Consider the following 25,733-nt stretch of genomic DNA (forward strand, 5'->3'; position numbering starts at 1 on the left):
CCGCCGCCTCTTGCAGGCAGTTCTCAATCCTTGAATTGCGTCAGTTGCTGGTTCAAAGACCCGGCCTGATCGCGTAATTGCAGCGACTGATCGAGCAGGCTACGGATCGCGTGATCGTTCTGCTCGGAGATCCGGCTGACACCCTGGATGGCGACGGATAATTGCTCACCGGTGGCGGCCTGGCTTTGGGTCTGGCGCGCCACTTCGCTGATGCGCGTCAGAATGTCCTGGGCATGCTGGCGAATCTGATCAACACCTTGCGCCGAGGTGGTCAGTTGCACCACGCCCAGACGCACCGCTTCGCCGACTTGCTGGACGTTGGCAACGGTGTTGCGCACATCCGAACCGATGGCGCCGATCATCTCGCCGATTTCACCGGTCGAGCGGCTGGTGCGTTCTGCCAGTTGCCGCACTTCGTCCGCCACCACGGCGAAACCACGACCTTGCTCGCCTGCCCGTGCGGCTTCGATTGCAGCGTTCAGGGCCAGGAGGTTGGTCTGGTCGGCGATGCTGCGAATCACCGCGATGATCCCGGCAATCTGCTGCGAGCGTTTTTCCAGGTCGCCCACAGTGCCGGCAACGTCGTCCATGGTCTGGTCGATGTGGGTGATCCCGGCCAGGGTCTGGTTCATATCGCCGGAGATATGCTTGGTCAGCTCTTCGGTGTTGCGCGCCAGTTGCTCCACGTCTTCGGCTTGCTGCGACATCTCGGTGACCGAGTGCGCCAGCGCGGTGACGCCGCTGGCCATTTCTTCGGTCGCGGTGTGCTGCGACGTCGCCCGGTCGGCAACGGCCTGAGTGGTATCGCCCAGGTGATTGGAGATCTGCATCAGGGCGCCGCTGCTGTGGCGAATCGACCCCACCAGATCCCCCAGGCGCTGGATAAACTGGTTGAACGCGCCCGCCAGTTTGCCGGTTTCATCGCCGCTGCGTTGTTCAAATCGCAGGCCCAATTCGCCGCCCCAGGCCTGGATGCCGACCGTCAGGCCGGACAGCGGACGAATGTGCCACGCCAGCAAATGCCAGAGCACGATAGCCAATGCCAACAGCGCCACCAGGCCGATGACGACGGCGGTCCAGAGGAACTGATTGATGCCCGCCATGGCTTCGGCCAGCGGGTACGCCACCATCAGCGCCCAAGTGTTCGGGGCTTTGCCGATGCGCACCGGTTGCAGCACATAACCCCAGCCATCGCGCTGGAAGTCATACGGCTGACCGGCCTTGATCGCCTCTTTGGCAGCTGTCGGCAAATCGTCGGCCGGCTGGCTCAAACGCTTCGCATCAGGGTGGCTGGCGTACAGGCCGTTGCTCGAAACCAGAGCGCCATAACCTTTGTAGGCATCGATTTTCGCCAGTTGGCGATTGATGCTTTCAAGCGGGATATCGACACCCGCCACACCCAGGGCTTTGCCGCCCTGCAACAGCGGCGCCATGATCGACACCATCATGACTTTCTGGCCGCTGCCCGTGCTGTAGGCAAACGGTTCGGAAGCCCACGGCTGACGGCTGTGCAGCGGCTGATAGTAGTACTGGTTATCGGCATTTTCCGGGGCATAACCGCTGAGCGCTTCCGATTTCACCGAGCCACTCGCACGGTTCCAGTAGGTCAGGTAACGGCCGGTGGCGTCGTGATTCGGCTGGTTGGCGAATTCGCTGTCCTTGCCATCGAAGGCGTTGGTTTCCCAATACTGCCCCAGGCCCAAAAGTTGCGGATTGGCTTCAAACAGTTGGCGGGTCACGGCATCGGCGGTCTTGCGATCAACGTGCTGTTGCTGCATGGCCGTTGCGACACTGGCCAGCGATTCGGCGACGGTAAAACCGACACCCAGTTCGACTTCCACTTCCTTGGCATTGGCCTTGACGACCGTGTCGACCAGCGCGGCGGTTTCTTTGACGGAGGAGCCATAAGCGATATAGGCGATGGAGCCCAACAGCAGCGCCATGACGACGACGGTCCCGATCAGGGCCGTCCAGAACAGCTTGAAGTGCAGAGAGCGATTAGGCATGGACATTCTCAAGTGCGCGATTCGTCAACCAGCACGGAGCGCCCAACGGTGTGAATGCAGCCCTGCTGGCAAATTATTTATAGTTGATATTATTTTGCCACTATATAGAAGCGCGCTCTGCCGGTGCAACTTGAATGACCGCGAGGTCACAAGCCTTGCACGGCATCACTCGGAAACGGCGATCTGGTTTCGGCCACGGGCCTTGGCTCGATACAGGGCCTTATCGGCGTTGTTCATCAAGCTGTGCAAATCAAGGTCGGAGGCGTCCATCGACGCGACACCGAGGCTGGCCGTTATGCAATGCACCGGCCCGGTCATCAATTCGGCAATCGAGCGGATGAGTTGCTCGGCAATGTTCAGGGTCTCTTCAATCGAGGTGTCCGGGAGCAGAATGGCGAACTCCTCTCCCCCCAGCCTGCCGTAGACATCCGTTTCACGAAACGAGGTGCTGATGACCAGGCCCATCTGACTCAGCACCTGATCCCCGACCTGATGGCCATAGGTGTCGTTGATGTGTTTGAAGTGATCCATATCCAGCATCACGGCGCACAGCGGCAGCTGATTGTTTTTGCAGTAACTGTGCAACTGCTGGGCGTGCTCGAAAAAAGCCCGGCGATTCCTCAGGCCGGTGAGTTCATCGGTCTGCGCGGCAAGATTGGAAATGCGGTGCGCCTGTTCCATTTCACGGGTCAATCGAAAGGCGGTTTCCACCGCATCGGAGAGTTTGCGGGTAGCGCTGGCCACGAATGAGGCGAACACCAGCACCGCCAGTGCCATGCCGACTTGCATCGCTGACGGCTGGAACAACAGCCATATCGTGCACGGCAACAACACCAGGCCAATGGACACCAACGTCATGTATCGGTAGGCCGAATAGCAGGACACCGCACTGACCGACATCCCGACGGTAAAAAGCATGACCAGTGACTGAGCCAGAATATCGTCCGGGGGCATCAATGCCAGCGCGCCTGCGCCCCAGATACCGGCAGATAACACCAGCGTGCTCCAGTATTTCCACTCCCATTGCTCAGGCGTGCGCGTACTTTTGTCGCTGCGGAAATAGGCGATGAACATCGAGACGCGCAATGAGGTCGACGCCGTCAGAATGCCCATCCACCAAAAAATGACGTGGTGATCGAAGCGCTCCCAACACAGCAGGCACAGCATGATCGCCGCCAGGACACTGCCCGGGATCGCCGTCACCGACTGATGGAACAACTGGTGCAGGCGATCAGTGCGTACCTGCGCTGCTATCAAAGCATCCGGGTCATACCGGGGTCCGAGTCCTTCCATTTGATCCGCCTGATCATGATGCTTCGTCAAAGAAGTATTGTGGCACCCAGCCAGTAGCGCAAACAACCGAGGCCTTGAAATGTTTCCGGGCGCCAGATTGAAAGAGTACGTCTATCACGCCCCAACACTCGCCCTATTAGCTGACTTCCCGACTCAGGTCTAACCTTAGTCTGCGCTGGCGCCATAAGCCGGCCGGATTAGCGCTGAAAAGGAGACAGGAATGAGCCCGAAGCTTGACTAGGCCACCCGTGGGCCACCGCGCAGGCAACCTGATTGCCGCTGTTCAGAATTCCCGTGTGGTCACCACAATCAGTTGATCCAACTGCTGGCCCTGCAGCCTATGTCCTTGATTCCGCTCGTTGCTATTTAACGCCCGCCCCGGGCCCGATAGCCGGATGAACACGACCAAAGGTAGCTCGCACATGGCAAACGAATCGAAATGCCCGTTCAATCATGCCGCAGGCGGTGGCACCACCAACCGTGACTGGTGGCCGAACCAACTGAATCTGAAGATCCTGCACCAGCACTCGTCCCTGTCAGACCCCATGGACGAGGGCTTCAACTACGCCGAAGCGTTCAAAAAACTCGACTTTGCGGCGGTCAAGCGCGACCTGACTGCACTGATGACCGACTCACAAGACTGGTGGCCAGCAGACTTCGGTCACTATGGGCCGCTGTTCATCCGCATGGCCTGGCACGCCGCCGGCACATACCGCACCGGTGATGGTCGGGGCGGTGCCGGTTCCGGTCAACAGCGCTTTGCCCCGCTCAACAGCTGGCCGGACAACGTCAGCCTCGACAAGGCGCGCCGGCTGCTGTGGCCGATCAAGCAAAAGTATGGCAACAACATTTCCTGGGCCGACCTGATCGTCCTCACCGGTAACGTCGCGCTGGAGTCGATGGGCTTCAAGACCTTTGGTTTTTCCGGTGGCCGCGCGGACGTCTGGGAACCCGATGAAGACGTTTATTGGGGCTCGGAAAACAAATGGCTGGGCGGTGACGTTCGCTACGACAAAGCGCAAAAACCCGTGCAAGCACCCGGCGATGTTCCACTGGTGGCCGAGCCCGGGAGAAATGAAGACAGCCGTACCGATGAGGGGCGCAATCTGGAAAACCCATTGGCCGCCGTGCAGATGGGCCTGATCTATGTGAACCCTGAAGGTCCGGAAGGCAATCCCGATCCCGTCGCTTCGGCCCTGGACATCCGCGAAACGTTCGGCCGCATGGCCATGAACGACGAAGAAACCGTGGCCCTGATCGCGGGCGGCCACGCCTTCGGTAAAACCCACGGCGCCGGCCCTGCCGACAACGTCGGTGCCGAGCCGGAAGCCGCCGGCCTCGAAGCCCAGGGCCTTGGCTGGAAAAACAGCTTCGGCACCGGTAAAGGCCCGGACACCATCACCAGCGGGCTGGAAGTGACCTGGACCACCACACCCACCCGGTGGAGCAACAACTACCTGGAAAACCTGTTCGGCTTCGAGTGGGAGTTGAGCAAAAGCCCGGCAGGCGCGAACCAGTGGGTGGCAAAAAACGGCGCCGGGGCCGGCACCATTCCGGATGCACACGACCCGTCCAAGCGGCGTAACCCGACCATGCTCACCTCGGACCTGGCGCTGCGCTTCGACCCGATCTATGAACCGATTGCCCGGCGCTTCCTGGCCAATCCGGATCAGTTGGCCGATGCCTTCGCCCGCGCCTGGTTCAAGCTGATCCACCGCGACATGGGCCCGCTCTCGCGCTACCTCGGCCCGGAAATGCCCAAGGAAGAACTGTTGTGGCAAGACCCGATTCCGCCGGTCGACCATGCCTTGGTCAACGACAGTGACGTCGCAGCACTCAAGAGCAAAATCCTTGCCTCTGGCCTGAGTGTCTCGCAGCTGGTATCAACGGCCTGGGCGGCGGCGTCGAGCTTCCGTGGCTCCGACAAACGTGGCGGCGCCAACGGTGGACGCCTGCGACTGGCGCCACAGAAATCCTGGCAAGCCAACCAGCCCGAACAACTGGCGAGCGTGCTGGCGAAACTGGAAAGCATTCAGCGTGAGTTCAACAACAGCGGCAAGAAAATCTCGCTGGCGGACCTGATCGTGCTGGCCGGCAGCGCCGGTGTCGAACAAGCCGCAAAAAATGCCGGTCACAGCGTGACGGTGCCGTTCACACCGGGACGGACAGACGCCTCGCAAGAGCAGACGGACGTCGAATCCTTCGGCTTCCTCGAACCCATCGCCGATGGTTTCCGCAACTACCTGAAAACCCGCTACCGCGTAACGGCCGAGCACCTGTTGATCGACAAGGCGCAACAACTGACCCTCAGCGCACCGGAAATGACTGTGCTCGTGGGCGGCTTGCGGGTGTTGAACACCAACGTCGGACAAACCCGACATGGCGTGTTCACCCAGCAACCGGAGGCGTTGACCAACGACTTCTTCAAAAACCTGCTGGACATGGGGGTGGAATGGAAGCCGGTGTCGGACGCCAATCAGGAGTTCGAAGGGCGCGATCGCAAAACCGGCCAAGTGAAATGGACCGGGACGCGGGTCGATCTGGTCTTCGGCTCGAATGCGCAACTGCGGGCCTTGGCCGAGCTGTATGCCAGCAGTGATGCGAAGGAGAAATTCGTCAAAGACTTCGTAGCGGCGTGGACGAAGGTGATGAACCTGGATCGTTTTGACCTGTAGGAGTCAGCTTGCTGGCGAAGCGGTGGCGGCCGTGAGGACGCCATCGCCGGCAAGTCTCAGGGTTCATCGACGGATTCTTGTAAAGAAATGGTACCGCTGAAACAACAACGCCTCCCAAGTGGAGGCGTTGTGCTTGTTGCGCATTGAAGGAAGGAATCAGGTCGGAGAGATCGTGGCCAAGGCACCGATCAAAATGGTTAACAGCAGAAATCCACCCAGAAAAATGGCCATCTTGGGCATGGGGCCTCCTACATGATGAGTTTGCGGTTCAGTGGCTACCGCGACTGCGGACCGTGCGGCCATTGTGGGGCGCGGGCCGAGTACATGACAGACGCAGATAGCGCAGAAAAATACGGATCAGAGCAAAACCCCAGGCGAGTCCGGCGTCTCGAAAAATCACAGAAAACCCCGACACCGAAACCCATAACGCAAAGACCTCGGAGAGATTGCTGAATCCTGTTCAAAACACCTTTGCGCAATCAGGCGTTCTGCTCGGGAGGGCTGGCAACGATACTGATGCCCTCAAGGTTGACCGCTCAAACAAGGTGGCGAAGGTGGCAAGTGGATTGCCCGACTGAACGTTCCAGTGCCCACCCCGTCCGGCCAGCCATAAAACGACAGCGCCCGAGGCTCCTGATGTGGAGCTCGGGCGGCAGGTTCAGCTTGATGTGACAGAGGCGCGGTGGTTATGCCTCAGCGAGGTTTTCCTTTTTCTCAAGCCAATCGATCATCAACTCGCCCCAGGCGATATCGGCCTGCATGGCGTCTTTGGCTTTGGCCGAGTCACGGGTACGCAAGCCGTCCAGCACTTCGAAATGCTTGTGTTTGGCGCTGGCCAACTCTCGCTTGGGCACCTCGGCATGAAACCGGCTCAGCAGCGGCCCCATGATGACCCACATGTTTTCCAGGGTTTTCGACACCACGGGCATGCGCGCCGCAGAGATCAAACCGAAGTGGAACTCGCGGTTGAGCAGCGCCGCCTGTTTGTAGTCGACCGAAACCGCCTTCTGGAACGCGTCCTGAATGGCTTCGAGTTTCTCCAGTTCCGGCTGGGTGATCCGCTGGGCCGCCACGCCGGCCGCCTCGCCTTCCAGCAAATGGCGGATCAACTGGATTTCACGCAGCTGGCTGACCGTCAGCTCCGGCACATAGATCGAGGTCGCCGCTTTCATGTCCAGCGCATGGTCACTGACCAGACGGAAAATCGCTTCCCGCACGGGGGTGATCGACACACCGAATTCCTCGGCCAGCGTACTGATACGCAGCCGGTCACCAGGTTGGTACTGCCCGTCCATCAACGCGGTGCGAATAATGGAATACACCCGTTCGCTCAAGTTGCCTTTATCAATGGGCTTATGCACGGTCACGGTTACTCGATCTCCAGGTTCAATGAAGGTGCGCCGGCTCGGCAGATTGACTGACCTGCAGGCCTCAAGCGCGAATAACGCATGATACATCATCGGTTTTCCACCGCTACTGCGTCTGGATTCACCACCGTGTTGACTCACGCTCACATTGAGGATATATCATGCATCACAACAAAATCACAAAGGAACATGGCAATGCCTATCACCGGTAAAACCCGGGTCGTGGTTCATCTCACCTACCCTGCCAAACACCTGCGCACCCCGGAATTTTTCAACCCGCTGCTGGAACGTCTCGGCCACGACGGCGTGTTGGTGCCCTGGGAAGTCTCACCGGCCAACCTCGCCACGGCGTGGGAAGGTTTGCGCGGGATTGAAAACCTGGCGGGGGTGATTGTCACCGTGCCGCACAAGCTTGAGGTGGCGAAATTGTGCGATGAGCTCAAAGGCACGGCCAGCCTGTTGCAAGTGTGCAACGTCGCCAAACGCCTGCCTGACGGCCGTTTCAGCGGGCGTATGTTCGATGGCGACGGATTTGTCGCTGGCCTGAAAAAGCAGGGCCATGACCTGAGCAACAAACGCGTTTTATTGCTCGGTGCGGGGGGCGCAGCAACGGGCATTGCTCACGCACTGCTCGCCGAGCCTCTTCAAGAGTTGGTGATCAGCAACCGCACGCCGGCCAAGGCTGAAGCGCTGGCTCATGAACTGCGGCAGATGTTCCCCGGTCGGCAGGTCAGCGCCGGCCTCGCCGACGCGACGGGTTTCGATGTGGTGATCAACGGCACCGCGCTGGGCCTCAAAGCCGAGGACCCGCTGCCGCTGCCTGTCGAAACCCTAGCCCCCGGCACGGTGGTCGGTGAAGTGGTGATGAACCCGGACATCACCCCGCTGCTGAGCGCCGCCGCCGAGCGTGGCTGCGTCATTCATAAAGGTGCGCACATGATCACCGGCCAGATCGATCTGCTGGCCGAGTTTCTGTTTTCCAGATCGGGCGTGTGATGCGCCCGCCTCCCCTGCATAAGGAAAGACCATGAAAAAGACTGCAATCGTGACTGGCGGCGGCTCCGGCATCGGCCTGGCCACTGCTCAACGTCTGCACGCGGACGGTTATGAGGTGTTCACCGTGGGGCTCGGCGAACCCGAGCAACGGGTCGAGGGCATTCATTACCGGGAACTGGACGTGACCGACGACGAAGCGGTCAGCGGCTTCTTCGAGCCGTTCGAGCGCATCGACGCCATCGTCAATGCCGCCGGCATCATTGACCACAACCGCGAGTGGGCGCTGGAAGGCTTCAGCCGCGTAATGGACGTCAACCTCACCGCCGTAATGCGCATCACCAACGCGGCCCTGCCCGGCCTGAAAGCCGCGCGCGGGGCGGTGGTCAATTTCGCCTCGATGCTGGCGATTTTCGGTTCCGCCAAGACCCCGGCCTATGCATCGAGCAAAGCGGCCATTTCCGAACTGACCCGCTGCATGGCCGTGGCCTGGGCGACCGATGGCGTGCGGGCCAATGCCGTGGCGCCGGGCTGGATCATGACCAACCTGTCGCGCCGAGCGTTCGAGGACCCGACGCGATCCGAAGGGATCATGGCGCGTATCCCGATGAAGAGCTGGGGGGAGCCGGAAGACGTGGCCAACGTAATCGCCTTCCTGGTGTCGGACAACGCGCGTTACGTGACGGGGGCAACCTTGCCGGTCGATGGCGGTTATTCGATCGCCTGAGGTCATCTCGTCGCTTGAGCGCTTGACCGTTCAAATACATGATATATCATGCATCACAACAAGACCGAGACCCCGGCAGCCTGTCGCCGAGTCCTCGAATAACAATAAGCAGTGAAGTGAGAGGTTCTGAATGAATCTGGTTTTCGGCTCGCCCGGACGGTATGTCCAAGGCACTGAAGTGCTCGCCCAGGCGGGCACTTATCTGGCGCACTGCGGACGCCAGGCCGTGGTGGTCATCGACAGTTATGTGCTGGGCCTGATCCGGCAACGCCTCGATGCCACCTGTGCGCAATACGGCGTCGAGTTGCACTACATCACCTTCGACGGCGAGATCACCGCCGACGGCATCGCCGGCCTGAGAGCGGCGGCCGCAGAGGTCGGGTTCGACATGATCCTGGCCGTCGGTGGCGGCAAGTGCATCGACGCCGGCAAGGCTCTCGCCCACACCTCGGGTCGTGCGCTGATCACCATGCCGACCGTGGCCTCCAACGATGCACCCACGTCGAAAAACTACGTGGTCTACGACGCCCACCATCAACTGAGCGAAGTCGGCCACTTGCTGGTCAGCCCGCGCTATGTGCTGGTGGACACCGCGTTGATCGCCCAGGCACCGCGTCAGTTCTTGCTCGCGGGGATTGCCGATGCGCTGACTAAAAAATTCGAAGCCGAGCAGTGCTACAAGTCCGGTGGCGTGAACATGTTTGGTGCCCGCCCGGCACTGTCAGGGTTGGTGCTCGCCCGCGAGTGCTATCACATCATTCGCCAATACGCCGAACCCGCGCTGGCGCAGGCCGGTACCGGCGAGGTCACGGTCGCCTTCGACCACCTGATTGAAGCGGTGCTGTTGATGAGCGGCCTGGGGTTCGAAAGCGGAGGTTTGTCCATTGCCCACGCGATGACCCGTGGCCTGTCGAAAATCCCCGGCGCGCAACAGCAGGTCCACGGTTTCCAGGTGGCCTACGGCTTGCTCGTGCAGCTGGTACTGGAAGATCGCGACGCCGAACTCATGGGCGACATGTTGAGCTTCTATCAACGCATCGGCCTGCCCCGCAACTTGACCGAACTGGGCGTACTCAACATCGATGATTCGGTGTTGATGCAAGTGGCCGAGCCCACCCTGAAAGCGCCTCACGCTCGCAATTTTCTCTCGGTATCGGGCGACGCACTGACGTGTGACGAACTGATCGGGGCGATGCGCGCGCTGGAAGGCCTGACCCACTGAGCACCGACTCAAAAGCGCCGTTGAACCCACCACTATCCGGGTGAAGTTCAAACCCCGCCGCTGAGATTCAACTTCAACAAATTCATGCCTGTGATTGGAGGTAGAGATGTCTGCACCCCGCAAAACACTCGAACAGTGGAAAGCCAGCAATTTTGTGCCGTCCGCCGAGACCGTGAGGATGTTGAAAGACCGGGCGAAATTCGTCCGCCTGGAAACGATCCGCCTGATTGAAATCGCCAAGACCGGCCACTACACCTCGGTGTTTTCCGCCGCCGAATTGTTCTCGGCGCTGTACTACGACGTGATGACCATTCGCCCCGACGAACCGAAATGGCCGGGCCGCGACCGCTTCTTGATGGGCAAGGGCCACGCTGCCGTGGGCCAGTTCCCGATCCTGGCGGACCTTGGCGTGTTCCCCAAGGAGTGGCTCGATGAATACACGCGCCTGGGCAGCCCTTTGGGCGATCACCCTGACATGCGCAAAGTGCCCGGCATCGACTTCTCTTCCGGCTCCATCGGCCACGCTCTCTCCGGCGGCCTGGGCATGTGCCTGGCGCAGCGTTTCACCGGCGAAGTCTACGACGTGTTCGTCATGCTCGGAGACGGCGAAATGCAGGAAGGCCAGGTCTGGGAAGCCGCAATGAGCGCCGCTCATCACAAAGCCCGGCACCTGATCGCGATTGTCGACCGCAACGGCTTCCAGCTCGACGGCTCGGTCGACGACGTGATCGGCATCGAACCGCTGGACGAAAAATGGCGCGCGTTCGGTTGGGAAGTGCACGTCATCGACGGCCACAACATTGCCGAAGTGACTGAAACCCTGCGCCGTGTCAAAGCCGATGAAACCCGCGACAAGCCGGTGTGCATCATCGCCAAAACCGTCAAGGGCAAAGGCGTTTCCTACATGGAAACCGAACCCGGCTGGCACCTCGGTTACCTCGACCCGGAAGACGCCAAACGCGCTATCGCTGAAATTGAAGCCATGGAGATCTGAACATGAATGCCCCTCTTTCCCCCAATTCCTGGCAGTACCGTGGCCTTAACGCGCTCAACCCCGGCCTGTCGTATTTGTCCGATGCGCTGATTGAACTGACCGAGGCCGGGTATCCGGTGATGGCCGGTTCCGCCGACCTGCAGTACTCCAACGGCCTGAACAAATTCGCCAGCCGCTACCCCGAGCGCTACCTGCAATTCGGTATCTCGGAGCAGAACATGGTCACGGCCGCCGCCGGTCTGGCCACGTGTGGGGTGATGCCGTTCGTGGCGACCTTTGCCTCGTTCCTAGGTTTGTTGTGCTGCGAACAGATCCGCATGGACGTCGCCTACTCGGCGCAACCGGTGCGCCTGATCGGGCACCACACCGGCATTTCCCTGGGCTTCTATGGCACCTCGCACCACGCCACCGAAGACATCGCCACCATGCGCTCGATCGCTGATCTGGCGGTGGTGTCGCCGGCGGACGGCGCGCAACTGGTCGCAGCGATCAAAGCCTCGGCCACCTACGACAAGCCGGTGTATTTCCGCATTGGTCGCGGTCGCGATCCGATCGTTTACGAAGACGGCGTGACCTTCGAATTCGGCAAGGCTCATGAACACTTCGAAGGCGAGGAACTGACCATCATCGCCTGCGGCATCACCGTACATCCGGCACTGGCGGCGGCTCGCAAAATGAATGCCGAAGGGCGTTCGGTGGGCGTGATCGACATGGCGTCGATCAAGCCGATCGACCGTGACGCCATCCTGCGCGCCGCTGCACGCAGCAAACGCATGATGACCGTCGAAGAGCACAACGTGCTTGGTGGCCTGGGCGCTGCGGTGGCCGAAGTGCTGGCGGATGAAGGCGTCGGCGTGAAACTCAAGCGCCACGGCATCTACGACGAGTACAGCCTGATCGCACCGCCGACGCACTTGTACGAGCACTACAAACTGGATGCCGCCGGCATCGAGGAAGTAGCGCTGGCGCATCTGCGCGCCTGATCCGCGGACGCCACCTGTAGGAGCCGGCTTGCCGGCGATGAAATCACCACGGTGCACCTGACACACCGCGGTGCCTGGATCGCCAGCAAGCTGGCTCCTACAAGGTTTTGCATTCAGGGACATCTCGTTTTTTCAGGGAGCTTTACGCAACTCATCGTTACCCACCACATCCCGTGGTTCATGAAACATCTCGGAGCCAACAATGAATAACATCACCGAGACCATGCCCGACTACTCGATCGGGCAGGCCAAAACACGTACCACCTTGCGCAGAAAGTCATTGATGGCCACCGGCGTCGGCAACCTGCTGGAATGGTTCGACTGGACGATCTATACCGTCGCGTCGGTGTACATCGCGGCGGCACTCTTCGACAAAAGCAACGCCACTTCTGCCCTCCTCAACACGCTGGCGGTGTTTGCCGCCGGGTTCCTGTTACGGCCGATTGGCGGCATCTTCTTTGGCATCCTTGCCGACAGACTCGGCAGGCGCATGGTGCTGCTCAGCACCATGCTGCTGATGGCCAGCGCCAGTTTGCTGATTGCGTTCATCCCCTCGTATGACGCAATCGGCAGCTGGGCGTCGGCGCTCCTGCTGTTGGCCAGGCTGGTACAGGGCTTTGCCCACGGTGGAGAAACCACCACCTCTTACGCCTACATCGCTGAAATCGCTCCGCCGAAACGTCGCGGGTTGTGGTCGAGCACGGTGTTTCTCGCGGTGGGTTGCGGATCGTTGCTGGCGACGTTTTACATGGCCTTGCTGACGTCGTTGCTGTCGGTCAGTGAAATGCAGGAATGGGGCTGGCGTATCCCCTTCGCCACCGGTGGCCTGTTAGCGGTGGTTGCCTTGTGGCTGCGTCGCAACATGATGGAAAGCGAGCACAGCCCAAGTGCCGGTGGTATGTGCGAAGAACCGGCGTGGAGTCGCGGCACAATCATTCAGCACGGCGTTCGGTTGTTTCTGTATGAAGCGGGCGCCACGTTGACGTATTACACGTGGGTGACTTCGGCGTCGATCTACGCCATCAGTGTCAAGGGCATGGACCCGCGTAGTGCATTCACCATGAGTTGCATTGCTCAGGTCATTTACCTGGTGTTTTTGCCGATTTCGGGTTGGATCTCGGATCAGTGGGGACGCAAGATTTCGGCGCTGATTTCGTTGCTCGGGATCGCCGCGACGCTGTTCCCGCTGTGGGGGATGATTTCCAGTGAACCGTGGACGTTGATGGTGGCGCAGACGGCTGGATTGTTGTTGGTGGGCTTTATCACCGGTTGTAAACCGGCTTCGATTTCGGAGCAGATTCCGACCCGTTATCGCACACGGATGTTTGGGGTTTGCATTTCTTTGGGGGTGGCGGTGTTTGGGGGGACGGCTTCGTACCTGACGACCTGGTTGTACTCGGAGAATATTGGGTGGATGTTCAACATTTACTTGATTGTGGTTGCGGTGATTGCCAGTGCTGTGGTGCTGATGTGGAAGAATAACCATGGGGTGCCGATTGACAAGGTCTGACTTGGGGTTGGGGGTTTATCCGTTTCTTCGGTAACGGCGGCTATTGGTTTCGCCCTTACGGCGAGTCACTTGGAAGAGCCCCAAGTAACCAAGGGCTCTTGCCCCTTTCGTTCGGTGGCTCGCTAAGGCTCGCCATGCCCTCGCTCCGGTCCTGCTCCGTGGGCCCGCCGCCATCGGCCATCCATGGCCGGGGGCGGCTAACCCGGCATCCATGCCGGGTTGCCCACTACGCAGAACCTCCACTCGGCCTCTCGAGGGGGCGCTCAGATCAAAAGCGGAAGGCGAGCTAACGCTCGGCCTGATGAGTGGTGGGAATCAAAAGCGTACGCGATTCCCTGTAGGAGCCGGCTTGCCGGCGAAAGGCGTGTGGGCAACGCGTTCATTCAGACAGCCCGCGTTATCGTTGACGTCCATCGCCAGCAAGCTGGCTCCTACAAGGGAAATGCATGTGCGTTTGGATAAATACGATCAACTGTAGGAGCCGGCTTGCTGGCGATGGCGGTGGGTCAGTCGAGAAATAAGTTGGCGGACCCACCGCTATCGCCAGCAAGCCGGCTCCTACAGGGGGATGCGTACGAACAAAGAGCCAGGTCGGCTGGCAGGCCGCCTCGCTTTTGCTTTTGCTTGGTTTTTGATTTTGATCTGCCCCGTCGGGAGGCCGAGTGGAGGTTCTGCGCAGTGGGCACCGCGGCAAGGATGCCGCGGTAGCCGCCCCCGGCCAGGGATGGCCGATGGCGGCGGGCCCACGGAGCAGGACCGGAGCGAGGGCATGCCGAGCCTAGGCGAGGCACCGTACGTCAGGGGCAAAGCCTTTTGGTTCCTTTTCGGCGTTTGGAAAAGGGACTCGCCGTAAGGGCGAAACCACAAGCGGCCGTTACCGAAGAAACGGATATGTACACAATCCCCCTACCCACCCAACACATTCACCAACGTCGCCTGATTCTGCCACTGCGCCGTCTTGACCTGGGACAACGCATTCTGCGCCGCCAACTGCACCCGCTGCGCCTGCAGCACATCCAGAAACGGCGTCTCCCCCGCCTGCCACGCCCGTTGAATCTGCACGGCGGCCGAACTGGCCTGACTCGCCGCACTGGCCAGAAACGTCTGGCGCTCGACATTACGTTGCGCAGCAGCCAGTGCCGACTCCACCTCGGACACCGCCACCAACACGGTGCGCCGATAACTCAACAATGCCTGCCGCGCTTCCGCGTCCCGCAAATCAACCACATTACGTCGACGGCCACCATCGAGCACCGGCACGCTGGCATTCAAACCCACGAGCCAGAACGTCGAACTGGCCAGGTTCGCCGCGCTCACACCATCAATCAAAGACCCCAGTGCAGCTGACAGACTCAAGCGCGGCAACAGATCCGCCTTGGCCACGCCGACCCGCGCATAGGCCGCGATCAAGCGAGCTTCCGCAGCACGGATATCAGGCCGGCGGCGCAACAGATCGGCCGGGGTTCCGGCCTCCAGCAACGACACCGTGGAAACCTGCACCGGACTGTCCCTGAACTGCTGATACAAACCCTCGGTCGGCTGGGCCAGCAGCACCGACAACCGATGCAGCGAACGCTGCCAGTTCAATTGCAGCGCCGGCACCTGAGCAGCGGTAGAGTCCGACTGCGAACGTGCACGCAACACATCCGCCTCCGGCGTGTCCCCGGCCGCATACAACTGCTCGGTCAGTTGCAAGGTCTGCGCCTGACTGGCAGCACTTTGCTTGACGATCGCCAGGCGTTCCTCCAGGCCGCGCGCCTCGGCATAGGCCTGGACCACCTCAGTGATCAACGCTACCCGCACGCCCCGCGCCTCTTCCTCGGTCGCGTTGAGGTCCGCGTCGGCAGCCCGCACGCCTTCGCGGATGCGTCCGAACAGATCGATTTCCCAGGCAGCACTCAACCCGACCGAGGTCGGCTCGGTGATCAGCGAATCCGTGAAACCGGCCTGATCGGCCGAGATCCGCTGACGCGCCGCGCTCGCCCCGAGATCGACCTGTGGGCTGCCCGACGCCGCGCTGATGTTGCGCAGCGCACGCCCGGCATCGATACGCGCCAGGGCAATCTGCAGGTCAAGGTTTTGTCCCAGGGCGCGCTCGACCAGACGGTCCAGCAGCGGGTCCTGATAACGCGTCCACCAGTTGTCGGTAACGCTCGCCGGACGTGCCGTTTGCGCGTTGACGAAACGCTCGACCGACACGTCGGACGGCGGTGGCATCACCGGCGAAGCACAGGCGCTCAACAGCGCCGCTCCCAGCATCAGGCCTGGAGCACGAAGCAAGTTATTCATGGGCCACGCCCTGTTCAGAATGAATGGATTGAGCCTTGGCCTGACGCTCGCCACCCGCGAGGCGGCGGATCAGCACATAAAAGACCGGGGTGAACAACAGACCAAACAACGTGACGCCGATCATCCCGAAGAACACCGCCGAACCCACGGCCTGGCGCATTTCGGAACCCGCGCCCTCGGACATCACCAGCGGCAACACACCCAGCACGAAAGCCAGAGAGGTCATCAGGATCGGCCGCAAGCGTAGACGACACGCCTCAACCACGGCATCGACAATGCCCTGCCCTTCCTTCTCCTGCTGACGCGCCACTTCGACGATCAAAATCGCGTTCTTCGCCGCCAGTCCCACCAGCACGATGAAACCGATCTGGGTCAGGATGTTGATATCGAGCCCCATCAGCCGTACGCCTCCGGCAGCTGCCAGCAAGCACATCGGCACGATCAACAGGATCGCCAGCGGCAGACTCCAGCTGCCGTACTGCGCCGCCAGCACCAGGTAGACGAAGATCACGCACAGCGGGAACACCAACAACCCCATGTTGCCGGCCGTGGTCTGCTGGTAGCTGAGGTCGGTCCACTGATAAGTGATACCCGCCGGCAGCGTCTCTTGAGCCAGGCGTTCCATGGTCTTGATCCCGAACTCGGAGCCCAGCCCCGGCAACGTATCACCGTTGATTTCCGCGGTCGGGAACAGGTTGTAGCGCGGGAATCGCTCCACACCCAGCGCTTCATGCAGACGTGTCACGCTGGCAATCGGCACCATCTGACCGGCATCGTTACGCACCTTGACCCGTGCCAGATCCTCCGGCGTGACGCGGTACGGCAGGTCAGCCTGCGCCGTTACGCGATAAGTCCGCCCGACGAGGTTGAAGTCGTTGATGTACGACGAACCAAAGTAGGTTTCGATGGCCTGGTTGATCTGGCTGCTCGGTACGCCGAGCATTTCCGCCCGTTCGCGGTCCAGTTCAACGAACACCTGCGGCGTGCGGGCCGAGAACGGCGAGTACACGCCGGTCATGCCTTGGGTGGCGTTGGCGGCGGCAATCAGGTTATCGGTCGCTTTGGCCAGGGCTTCGGTGCCCAGCCCGGCAGTGTCCTGCAAACGCATGGAGAAACCACCGGTGCTGCCCAAGCCTTGAACCGGCGGTGGCGTGGCAACAATCACCGTCGCACCGCTGACCACTTTCAAACGTTCACGCAAGTCTTCGGCAATCCTGTCCGAGGTAAGCCCATGGACCTTGCGCTCGGACCACGGCTGGAACACCGGCGCCAGACCGGCCGAGTTCGAGGAACTGGTGCCGGTCACCATCGAAAACCCGGAGAACGTCGGTACGCGATCCACTCCCGGCACCTGCAGGGCAATTGCCTCGATCTGCTGCGAGATTTGGTTGGTGCGCTCCAGCGATGCACCATCGGGCAGTTGCACGATGACCACCAGGTAGCCGCGATCCTGAACCGGGATGAAACCCTTGGGCGTCGACACCAACAGGTATGCGGTCGCGGCGATCAGCACCGCGTAGATCGCCAGCATCAACGGTGTTCTGGCCACCAGGCCGCGTACGCTGCCGGCATAACTCGAAGAGAGTTTCAGGAAGCCACGGTTGAAGCCATCGGCCGCCCGTTTGAGCACGCCTGTTTTTGCGGCGTGATGCGCTTGTGGTTCATGCCGGCGCAGGATCATCGCCGCCAGGGCGGGAGACAACGTGACCGAGTTGAACAGCGAGATCGCGGTGGCCACCGCAATCGTGATCCCGAACTGGCGGAAGAACTCACCCGAGATCCCCGGAATGAACGCAGTCGGAATGAACACCGCACACAACACCAGGGTAATGGCGATCAACGCACCACCGATTTCCTGCATGGTGACGATGGTCGCTTCCAGCGGACTCTTGCCATCGGCCAGATGCCGCTCGACGTTTTCCACCACCACGATGGCGTTGTCGACCACGATGCCCACGGCCAACACCAGCCCGAAGAGGGTCAGGTTGTTGATCGAATAACCGAGCATTGCCATGACCGCGAAGGTGCCCACCAGCGACACCGGAATGGCCAGGATCGGAATGATCGACGGCCGCCAGCCTTGCAGGAAAACCATGATCACCAGCACCACGAGGATGACCGCCTCGTAAATGGTCTTGCCCAGCTCGCCGATGCTGTCGGCAATGAACGCCGTCGGGTTGTAACCGATGCTGTATTCGATGCCCTCCGGGAAGTCCTTGCCGATTTTCTCCATGGTCTCTTCGACCACTTTCATCGTCGCCAGGGCGTTGGCGCCCGGACGTTGCAGCACTTGCAGGCCGATGGCCGGGTTGCGCAAGTAATAGGTGTTGTTGACGTACGCCAGCCCGGCGATTTCCGTGCGCGCCACATCCTTGAGCCGCACCAGACGCCCGGCAGTTCCCGACTTGAGAACGATGTTGTCGAAGTCGGCCGGCTCTTTCAGGCGGCCCTCGAAGATCAGGTTCGGCTGAAACGCCTGGGACGCCACTGGCGGCTGGGCGATCACCCCGCCGGCCACCTGGGTGTTTTGCGAACGCACGGCCGCGATGATGTCGGCGGGTGTCAGGTTGAACGCCGCCACACGCTCCGGATCGAGCCAGATGCGCATCGAGTACTCGCGTGCGCCGAGCGGGTTGATGTCGCCGACACCGTCGATACGCTTGAGCACATCGGCGACGTTGCGGATCGCGAAGTTGGAGACGTACAGCTGATCGTAAGTACCCTTGGGCGAGGAGATGAAAATCGTCGACAACTGCGTCGGCGATGATTTGCGCACCGTCACGCCACTGCGCTGCACTGGCTCCGGCAAGCGCGGCGTGGCCAGCGCCACACGGTTCTGCACCAGCACCTGGGCCTTGTCGACATCGGTGCCGCTCTTGAAGGTCACGGTCAGGTTGAGGCTGCCATCGGAGGTCGCCTGGCTGTACATGTAGAGCATGTCTTCAACGCCGTTGACCTCCTGCTCGATCGGGATTGCCAGGGTCTCGGCGACCGTTTGCGCCGAGGCACCGGGATAGGTCGCGGTGACCACCACGGTGGGCGGCGCGATGTCCGGGTACTCGGAAGTCGGCAAGACCAGATAGGCCAGGCCACCGATAATCATCAGGACGATCGACAGCACAATCGCCAATACCGGCTGTTCGATGGATGTACGGCCCAGGCTCATAACGGCGCCTCCTCGTTGCCCGTGGTTTTCGCGGCCTGGGCCAGCGAGCGATCCTCGGCCATGGCCGTATCACCGGCCCGCACGCGTTGCAGGCCATCGACAATCACCCGGTCCTGCGCCTGCAATCCGCTGGCGATTTCGCGCAAACCGTCATGCAGTTTGCCGAGCGTCACCGGGCGCACTTCGACCTTGTTCTGCGCATTCAGCACGTAGACGACTTTGCGGGTCGCATCGACGCTGATCGCAGTGTCCGGCAGAAGGAGCGCCGGGTACGGTGCCTGACTGGAGAACTGCACCCGGCCAAATTGCCCTGGGCTCAGTTGCAGGTTCTGATTGCTGACCCGGGCTCGCTGCCGCAAGGTCCCGGTCGATGGATCGAGGCGGTTGTCGATGAAGTCCATGCGTCCGGTCATGCTCGGCTCGGCTTCGCCGGGCAAGGCAATGCGCACCTGACTCTGTTTGCCGGCGGCGTTCGCCTGGCGACGGTATTTGAGGTAGCTCTGTTCATCGATATCAAAGTAGATATCAATCGGGTCAATCGAGACGATGGTGGTCAGCAACGTGGCGCTGCTGTTGCCGCCATTCACCAGGTTGCCTTCACTGATCAGCTTGCGGCTGATCCGCCCGCTCATGGGCGCGGTGATGCGGGTGAATTCCAGGTCCAGCTTCGCTGCGCTCAACGCGCCTTCGGCACTGAGGACTTCGGCCTGTGCCGCCTGACGCGCTTGCAAGCGCTGGTCGTAGAGGCTGCGGGCGATGGTTTTGGACTCGATCAAGACGTTGGCGCGGGCGAACTCCTGCTCGGCGAGGGCCAGTTGCGAGCGTACTTGCGCCAGCTTGCCTTGCGCCTGGATCACGGCGGCCTGGAACGAGCGCGAATCAATCACGAACAACAAATCGCCCTTCTTGACGATGGCCCCATCCTGAAACGCGACTTTCTCCAGATAGCCGCTGACCCGCGAACGAACTTCCACCGAATCGGTGGCCTCGAAGCGCCCGGTAAAACTGTCCCAGTCGGTGATCACCGACTTGACCGGCTGACTGACCGTAACGCTCGGTGCCGCCGGCGCGCTGCTGGCCTTTTCCGGACCGCATCCGCTCAAGGCAGCCACCAGCGCAAGGCTGATCGCGGACAACGCCGCGCCTTTTATTACTTTTGATTTGACTGGGGATGCTGCCGGTTTCCCCGTGGTGTGCAAGTTCACTGTTGTGCTCTCCGAAGTGGGTAAAACTAAAACATCAGTTCATTTATCCAGAACTGGTTTAATCAACTTCCGACAGCGCGCTCATCCAGTGTTTTATTGCGCTCGACAAAAGCACCCGACTCTTCTGCGTGAACTGCGAAAGATCCAGAAATAGCAGCCACGGTGGCAAACAAGGCAACGATTTTTTTGAAATAAGTCATGATGGAAAATCTCGGTAGTGATCAGGATGGAAAGGATTTTCCAGCACCACCCACCGAAGATAAACCGCAGGAATACGAAAACAATATTGACTAAAAGACACGAACGAACGCTCTAACACGAGGATCACACAAGCACCATCGCACCGATCCGACATCACGGGACAATGACTTGTGAAGCGCATTCACTGATGATTGGGCGATTGCCAATTATGGAGGCAGGACTAATAACAATAAGATTAAAAGCAGGCAGGGATAATTAACTTTCAATAAAAGGAGATGACCTGGCGGCCATCCCCCCGAAACTATCAGCGATTAATACCTCCCAGACAGAGGTATTTGATCTCAAGATAATCCTCGATGCCGTACTTGGAACCTTCACGGCCAAGTCCTGACGATTTGACGCCACCGAACGGCGCCACTTCCGTAGAGATCAACCCTTCGTTGATCCCGACAATGCCGCACTCCAGCGCCTCAGCCACGCGCATGATCCGGCCGATATCGCGGCTGTAGAAATACGCGGCCAAACCAAACTCGGTGTCGTTGGCCATTTCGATGGCTTGCGCCTCGGTGCTGAAACGGAACAACGGCGCCACCGGGCCGAAGGTTTCCTCACGAAACACTTTCGATTCGCGCGGCACATTCACCAGGATCGTCGGCCGGTAGAAACTGCCCCCCAGCGGATGACGCTCGCCACCGGTCAACACCGACGCACCACGCTCGACGGCATCGGCGACATGCTCCTCGGCCTTGCGCACCGCGTTGTCGTCGATCAACGGACCGATCGTCACGCCGTCTTCAAAGCCGTCGCCAATTTTGAGCGCTTCGACGGCGGTTTTCAGCTTGGCCGCAAACGCCTCATAGATGCCGTCCTGCACCAGCAAGCGATTGGCGCAGACGCAGGTCTGCCCGGCGTTGCGGTACTTGGACGCCAGCGCCCCCTGCACTGCCGCATCGAGATCGGCGTCGTCGAACACGATGAAGGGCGCGTTGCCACCGAGTTCCATGCTGGTCTTTTTGATCGTGGGTGCGCATTGGGCCAAGAGTGTTGCGCCGACCTCGGTGCTGCCGGTAAACGACAGTTTGCGCACATCCGGGTTGGAGGTCAGCTCGCCACCGATTTCACTGCCCGGTCCGGTGATCACGTTGCACACGCCGGCAGGCAGGCCGGCACGTTCGGCCAGCACGGCAATCGCGATCGCCGAAAACGGCGTCTGGCTGGCCGGACGCAACACACCGGTGCACCCCGCCGCCCAGCCCGGCCCAGCCTTGCGGGTGATCATCGCGGACGGGAAATTCCACGGGGTAATCGCTGCAAACACGCCGATGGGTTCTTTCTGCACGATGATGCGGCTGTTCGGCGAGTGCGAAGCGATGGTGTCGCCGTAAACACGCTTGCCCTCCTCCGCGAACCACTCGATGAACGACGCGGCGTAGGTGATCTCGCCGCGACTCTCGGCCAACGGTTTGCCTTGTTCCGCGGTCATGATCCGCGCGAGGTCTTCGCGGTGGGTGATCATCAATTCGAACAGGTGCCGCAGCTTTGCCGCACGTTCCTTGGCGGTGAGCGCACGCCACGCCGGTTGTGCGCGCCTGGCGGCGGCAATGGCTCGCGCGGTTTCGCTCGCCCCCAGTGAAGGCACGCGCCCCAGTACCTTGCCGGTGGCCGGGTTGATGACGTTGATGCTGCGACCTTCACCAATCGCCAGCCATTGACCATCGATGTAGTTGGCCTCGCGAAACAGCGAGGGATCGTCGAGCGTCGACAGGAAGTTTGAATCGGCCATGCTGCTGTCACTCCTCAAAATTCAATCACCTGACGGACCGCACTGCCATCGTGCAGGCGGTCGAAACCTTCGTTGATGTTGTCCAGTTTCAAGCGGCCGCTAAGCAGCCGATCCACCGGCAGGCGGCCATCGCGATAGAGCTCGATGAAGCGTGGAATATCGCGCAGCGGCACACAGGTGCCGATGTAGCTGCCCTTGAGCGTGCGCTCTTCGCCCACCAGTTGAACGACGTTGACCGGCAGCGCCGAACCGGGCGGCGGCAAACCGGCGGTCACGGTCATGCCACCGCGTTTGGTCATTTGCATGGCGTTGTCCAGTGCGCGGATCGAACCGGCCATTTCGAACACATAGTCCGCGCCGCCCCCGGTCAATTGCCGCACCTGCTCCACGGCGTCCGGGTCGCCGCCATTGACCACCGCAGTGGCCCCGACTTCTTTAGCCAGTGCGAGCTTCTCGGGTGACAGGTCGACGGCAATGATTTTGCTCGCCCCGGCCGCCCTCGCCCCCAACACCGATGCCAGGCCGACACCGCCCAGCCCGATCACCACGGCGGTCGAGCCCACCCGCAGCTGCGCGGTATTCACCACAGCGCCAACCCCCGTCAGCACTGCACAACCAAACAGCGCCGCTTCGACAAACGGCAGATCGCGATCGATCTTGACCACCGAGTTGCGCGACACCACCGCGTATTCGGCAAACGCCGAAACGCCGAGATGGTGATGGACGTGACCGGCAGCACTGCTTAAACGCACCGAGCCATTAATCAGCGTGCCGGCGGCATTCGCTTTTGCCCCCGGCTCACAGAGCGCCGGCCGACCTTCTGCGCACGGCAGGCAGTGACCGCAACTGGGCATGAACACCATCACTACATGGTCGCCTGGCTCAAGGTCACTGACCCCATCGCCGAGTGCTTCGACCACGCCCGCCGCTTCGTGGCCGAGCGCCATGGGCATTGGTCGCGGGCGGTCGCCATTGATCACCGACAGGTCGGAATGGCACAGGCCTGCGGCACGGATACGCACCAGCACTTCGCCCGGCCCCGGTGGCGCCAGCTCGATGGTTTCAATTGCGATCGGCTTGCTCTGTGCATAAGGCGGCGCAACATTCATATGTCTTAGAACAGCAGCTCTGACTTGCATCTTTCGTCTCCGACGCAGCTGGACTCGATAGTGAGTACTCATCACTATGCCGCAGCCCACCCACCTCAGAAACGCATCGCCAGGCGTAGCTGTTTGGAATTGAATTCGCAAAAGCACGCTGTCCCGGCGGGCACGCATTCGGGTCGAATTGTTATTTCGGTTCTCAAATCTTGTGCTCGGCCACCGCGTTCCCGGCCACCCATCCACTGCTTATCCTGAACCCGCAAACAACATCACTGCGTCCCCAGAGGCGCCTGAATGAGGGTTTCAAGATGACCGAAGCAAGCACCCGAAAAAAACTGGTCGAGGCCGCACCCCATGCCTCGTTCAATCTCGACGAGATCGTCAAGACATTCCCCGAAACCGCCGAAACACTGCTGGTCGATACGCGCCTGACTGATGAAGACGAAGCCAGTGCGCGGGTCTTCCGGGTCTATCACCCGACGCCCGCGCACTATCACGCCACCTGCGACGAATACCTGATTGTGCTGTCCGGGCGCGCGACCTTTTTCATGGGTGACCGCAAAGAATTCGAGGTCGGTCCGGGCGAGATGCTGTTCTTCAAGAAGTTCACCATCCACGGCATGCCGAAGATTCTCGAACATCCGCTGTTCATGGTGTCGGTCGACACTCCGCGTCGTGATCCAAGCGACATCATCTTTGTCGATCCATCCAGCGGCACCGCCGAATCGTTCGTGCAGGCAAAGCCATGAACAGCAGCGCGCTGGAAGTTTTCGCGACCTTTCCAGTCGAGCGCCCCGGCAATCCGACCGTAATGCCGGACGGACGCGTACTGGTATCGGTCTCGGCGATCATCGCGCCGTCGATCTCGGTGCGCGCCGTGTCCGAAAACGGCGAGCATGCGGCCTATCCCGATGAGGTCTGGGCCGGCAAACCCGGCGTCGACGGCCGTGGCATGTCTGCCGTGATCGGCATTCGCACGGACCCGCAAGGGATCGTCTGGATCCTCGACATGGGCAGCCCGCAGCAACAGCCCCGGCTCATCGCCTGGAATGATCGCGAACAACGCCTGCATCGCCTGATCGTGTTGCCGCAGAACGTACTTCGCCCGAGTTCCTTCACCCAGGACTTCGTCATCGACTGGCGCCGCCAACGCATTTACATCGCCGACATGACGATGAACCCCAGCGGTGCGAGCGACTATCCGGCCATCGTCGTGGTCGACCTGCAAAGCGGTCTTTCGTGGCGTTCGCTGGAGTGCTATCCGGGTCTGATGCCCGGCGATGTGCCGCTGATGGTCGCCGGTAAACCGCTGTCGCTGCGCACACCGGATGGCGAGGTCATTGCTTACCAGTACGGGCTGAACCCTATCGCCATCGACCCGTTGGGCCGATGGGTTTATTTCGGTTCGATGTCGGCGCGCAAGGTCTACCGCATCGCCACCGAAATCCTCGCGCAACCTGCCGCCGACGCGCCGTTGAGCGAGGCGGTGGAATACTGGTGCGAGAAGCCGCATTGCGACGGGTTTGATGTCGATGCACAAGGCAACGTCTATGTGACGGACATCGCCAACAGTGCGATCGGGCTGGCCTCTCCTGCGGGCTATCGCATCCTGGCCCAGGACGACCGACTGCTTGCCTGGCCGGACGGGGTCGAGCTCGATGCGCAAGGAAAATGGCTGTACATCACAGCGAACCAGTTGCACCGACACCCGCTGCTCAATGCGGGTGAAGACGCCAGCCAGCCGCCCTTCCATGTTCTGCGTTTGCAGGTGGATGCACCGATGGGGTTGAGCGAAGCGCCATGAGCATCCGGTCTGTTGTCATTGCGCTGCTGTTGACGGTAAGCGCCATTGGCCTGGCGCTCGCGGGTGTCAGTGCCGGTGTATGGATCTATGCCGCGGTGGCGCTCGCGGCGGCAGCGCTCTCGCGGGGCGGTCCGGACCGTTGGCCCGGTTGTATGTTCGAGGGGGCGAGGGTCTCCCTGGCGCATCGTTTGCTGACTCAATTGGCAGCGCTGGTGTGTTTGCTGTTGGCGCAATGTCTGCGTGGAGACCTGCGGGACATGCTTTCGGTTGCCGGGATTCTGCTGTTTGTTCATGCCTTGCTGGTGGCTTGCGTGCCGCGAATTGGCAGGGTGATTCGCCGGTGAATGAAGGGCGTGAGCCTGATTTCTGCCGCCCCCTATCAACTGTAGGAGCTGGCTTGCCGGCGAAAGCG

Annotated in this window: 18 protein-coding genes and 2 pseudogenes; 10 read left to right on the plus strand and 10 right to left on the minus strand. The window is 60.8% G+C overall.

Annotation, left to right across the window (positions count from 1 at the left end):
- Window positions 1–23: 23 nt before the first annotated feature.
- The 3 genes and pseudogenes from IB245_RS29410 to IB245_RS19480 form a co-directional block, all read right to left on the minus strand.
- A pseudogene (locus IB245_RS29410) lies at window positions 24–560 on the minus strand (methyl-accepting chemotaxis protein); the annotation flags it as partial.
- Between the two features lie 324 nt (window positions 561–884).
- Window positions 885–2,012 (minus strand): annotated as a pseudogene (locus IB245_RS29415) (cache domain-containing protein); the annotation flags it as partial.
- Between the two features lie 159 nt (window positions 2,013–2,171).
- Window positions 2,172–3,299: a sensor domain-containing diguanylate cyclase gene (locus IB245_RS19480; protein ID WP_008042064.1), complete on the minus strand. Its 1,128-nt coding sequence runs from the start codon at window positions 3,297–3,299 to the stop codon at window positions 2,172–2,174.
- A gap of 422 nt (window positions 3,300–3,721) precedes the next feature.
- Between IB245_RS19480 and katG the strand changes: the two genes are divergently transcribed.
- The gene (katG, locus tag IB245_RS19485; protein ID WP_192228392.1) at window positions 3,722–5,974 is read left to right on the plus strand and encodes a catalase/peroxidase HPI; all 2,253 of its coding nucleotides are present in this window, start codon (window positions 3,722–3,724) and stop codon (window positions 5,972–5,974) included.
- A 686-nt stretch (window positions 5,975–6,660) separates the two neighbouring features.
- Here the strand turns inward: katG and IB245_RS19490 are convergent.
- Entirely contained in the window at window positions 6,661–7,341 is a 681-nt protein-coding gene (locus IB245_RS19490; RefSeq protein ID WP_032829125.1) for a GntR family transcriptional regulator, read from the minus strand.
- Between the two features lie 195 nt (window positions 7,342–7,536).
- On the opposite strand from IB245_RS19490, the gene IB245_RS19495 reads away from it, so the two are divergent.
- The 6 genes from IB245_RS19495 (at window position 7,537) to IB245_RS19520 (ending at window position 13,770) form a co-directional block, all read left to right on the plus strand.
- Window positions 7,537–8,337: a shikimate dehydrogenase family protein gene (locus tag IB245_RS19495; RefSeq protein ID WP_192228393.1), complete on the plus strand. Its 801-nt coding sequence runs from the start codon at window positions 7,537–7,539 to the stop codon at window positions 8,335–8,337.
- A 31-nt stretch (window positions 8,338–8,368) separates the two neighbouring features.
- Entirely contained in the window at window positions 8,369–9,061 is a 693-nt protein-coding gene (locus IB245_RS19500; protein ID WP_008033971.1) for an SDR family NAD(P)-dependent oxidoreductase, read from the plus strand.
- A 130-nt stretch (window positions 9,062–9,191) separates the two neighbouring features.
- Window positions 9,192–10,283, plus strand: a complete 1,092-nt coding sequence (locus IB245_RS19505; RefSeq protein WP_192228394.1) for a glycerol dehydrogenase — start codon at window positions 9,192–9,194, stop codon at window positions 10,281–10,283.
- A gap of 106 nt (window positions 10,284–10,389) precedes the next feature.
- Window positions 10,390–11,277: a transketolase gene (locus IB245_RS19510; RefSeq protein WP_192228395.1), complete on the plus strand. Its 888-nt coding sequence runs from the start codon at window positions 10,390–10,392 to the stop codon at window positions 11,275–11,277.
- 2 nt (window positions 11,278–11,279) lie between these two features.
- Window positions 11,280–12,260: a transketolase family protein gene (locus IB245_RS19515; protein ID WP_008033976.1), complete on the plus strand. Its 981-nt coding sequence runs from the start codon at window positions 11,280–11,282 to the stop codon at window positions 12,258–12,260.
- A 202-nt stretch (window positions 12,261–12,462) separates the two neighbouring features.
- Complete coding sequence (locus IB245_RS19520; protein ID WP_192228396.1) at window positions 12,463–13,770, plus strand: MFS transporter; 1,308 nt, start codon at window positions 12,463–12,465, stop codon at window positions 13,768–13,770.
- 906 nt (window positions 13,771–14,676) lie between these two features.
- On the opposite strand, the gene IB245_RS19525 is transcribed toward IB245_RS19520, so the two are convergent.
- From IB245_RS19525 to IB245_RS19550, 6 genes are all read right to left on the minus strand, one after another.
- On the minus strand, window positions 14,677–16,059 hold the full coding sequence (locus tag IB245_RS19525; protein WP_192228397.1) for an efflux transporter outer membrane subunit: 1,383 nt from the start codon (window positions 16,057–16,059) through the stop codon (window positions 14,677–14,679).
- Complete coding sequence (locus tag IB245_RS19530) at window positions 16,052–19,225, minus strand: efflux RND transporter permease subunit (RefSeq protein ID WP_192228398.1); 3,174 nt, start codon at window positions 19,223–19,225, stop codon at window positions 16,052–16,054. Before IB245_RS19530 ends, IB245_RS19525 begins: the two co-directional genes overlap by 8 nt.
- Window positions 19,222–20,430, minus strand: coding sequence for an efflux RND transporter periplasmic adaptor subunit (locus IB245_RS19535; RefSeq protein ID WP_411736631.1), 1,209 nt, complete (start codon window positions 20,428–20,430; stop codon window positions 19,222–19,224). Before IB245_RS19535 ends, IB245_RS19530 begins: the two co-directional genes overlap by 4 nt.
- Before the next feature lie 62 nt (window positions 20,431–20,492).
- On the minus strand, window positions 20,493–20,630 hold the full coding sequence (locus tag IB245_RS19540; RefSeq protein ID WP_192228399.1) for a hypothetical protein: 138 nt from the start codon (window positions 20,628–20,630) through the stop codon (window positions 20,493–20,495).
- Window positions 20,631–20,935: 305 nt separating this feature from the next.
- Window positions 20,936–22,414: an NADP-dependent succinate-semialdehyde dehydrogenase gene (gene gabD / locus IB245_RS19545; RefSeq protein WP_192228400.1), complete on the minus strand. Its 1,479-nt coding sequence runs from the start codon at window positions 22,412–22,414 to the stop codon at window positions 20,936–20,938.
- Window positions 22,415–22,428: 14 nt separating this feature from the next.
- Window positions 22,429–23,553 (minus strand): zinc-dependent alcohol dehydrogenase family protein, encoded by a 1,125-nt coding sequence (locus tag IB245_RS19550; RefSeq protein ID WP_192228401.1) that lies wholly within the window; start codon window positions 23,551–23,553, stop codon window positions 22,429–22,431.
- A 272-nt stretch (window positions 23,554–23,825) separates the two neighbouring features.
- Between IB245_RS19550 and IB245_RS19555 the strand changes: the two genes are divergently transcribed.
- From IB245_RS19555 to IB245_RS19565, 3 genes are read left to right on the plus strand one after another with little or no spacing between them, the layout of a single operon-like run.
- A complete protein-coding gene (locus IB245_RS19555; protein ID WP_192228402.1) occupies window positions 23,826–24,266 on the plus strand; it encodes a cupin domain-containing protein in 441 nt (146 codons plus the stop codon).
- On the plus strand, window positions 24,263–25,321 hold the full coding sequence (locus IB245_RS19560) for an L-dopachrome tautomerase-related protein (protein ID WP_192228403.1): 1,059 nt from the start codon (window positions 24,263–24,265) through the stop codon (window positions 25,319–25,321). The genes IB245_RS19555 and IB245_RS19560 overlap by 4 nt, the downstream gene beginning before the upstream one ends.
- Entirely contained in the window at window positions 25,318–25,665 is a 348-nt protein-coding gene (locus IB245_RS19565) for a hypothetical protein (protein WP_192228404.1), read from the plus strand. Before IB245_RS19560 ends, IB245_RS19565 begins: the two co-directional genes overlap by 4 nt.
- Window positions 25,666–25,733 lie beyond the last annotated feature (68 nt).

Source organism: Pseudomonas sp. PDM02, assembly GCF_014852285.1.
GTDB lineage: Bacteria > Pseudomonadota > Gammaproteobacteria > Pseudomonadales > Pseudomonadaceae > Aquipseudomonas > Aquipseudomonas migulae.

Bases quoted from the DNA above. Each gene is read 5' to 3' on its own strand.
- IB245_RS19500 (WP_008033971.1), top strand. From the start codon at position 8,369: ATGAAAAAGACTGCAATCGTGACTGGCGGCGGCTCCGGCATCGGCCTG.
- IB245_RS19515 (WP_008033976.1), top strand. From the start codon at position 11,280: ATGAATGCCCCTCTTTCCCCCAATTCCTGGCAGTACCGTGGCCTTAAC.
- IB245_RS19525 (WP_192228397.1), bottom strand. From the start codon at position 16,059: ATGAATAACTTGCTTCGTGCTCCAGGCCTGATGCTGGGAGCGGCGCTG.
- IB245_RS19530 (WP_192228398.1), bottom strand. From the start codon at position 19,225: ATGAGCCTGGGCCGTACATCCATCGAACAGCCGGTATTGGCGATTGTG.
- IB245_RS19560 (WP_192228403.1), top strand. From the start codon at position 24,263: ATGAACAGCAGCGCGCTGGAAGTTTTCGCGACCTTTCCAGTCGAGCGC.
- IB245_RS19495 (WP_192228393.1), top strand. From the start codon at position 7,537: ATGCCTATCACCGGTAAAACCCGGGTCGTGGTTCATCTCACCTACCCT.
- IB245_RS19540 (WP_192228399.1), bottom strand. From the start codon at position 20,630: ATGACTTATTTCAAAAAAATCGTTGCCTTGTTTGCCACCGTGGCTGCT.
- gabD (WP_192228400.1), bottom strand. From the start codon at position 22,414: ATGGCCGATTCAAACTTCCTGTCGACGCTCGACGATCCCTCGCTGTTT.
- IB245_RS19565 (WP_192228404.1), top strand. From the start codon at position 25,318: ATGAGCATCCGGTCTGTTGTCATTGCGCTGCTGTTGACGGTAAGCGCC.
- IB245_RS19510 (WP_192228395.1), top strand. From the start codon at position 10,390: ATGTCTGCACCCCGCAAAACACTCGAACAGTGGAAAGCCAGCAATTTT.
- IB245_RS19520 (WP_192228396.1), top strand. From the start codon at position 12,463: ATGAATAACATCACCGAGACCATGCCCGACTACTCGATCGGGCAGGCC.
- IB245_RS19550 (WP_192228401.1), bottom strand. From the start codon at position 23,553: ATGCAAGTCAGAGCTGCTGTTCTAAGACATATGAATGTTGCGCCGCCT.
- katG (WP_192228392.1), top strand. From the start codon at position 3,722: ATGGCAAACGAATCGAAATGCCCGTTCAATCATGCCGCAGGCGGTGGC.
- IB245_RS19555 (WP_192228402.1), top strand. From the start codon at position 23,826: ATGACCGAAGCAAGCACCCGAAAAAAACTGGTCGAGGCCGCACCCCAT.
- IB245_RS19480 (WP_008042064.1), bottom strand. From the start codon at position 3,299: ATGGAAGGACTCGGACCCCGGTATGACCCGGATGCTTTGATAGCAGCG.
- IB245_RS19505 (WP_192228394.1), top strand. From the start codon at position 9,192: ATGAATCTGGTTTTCGGCTCGCCCGGACGGTATGTCCAAGGCACTGAA.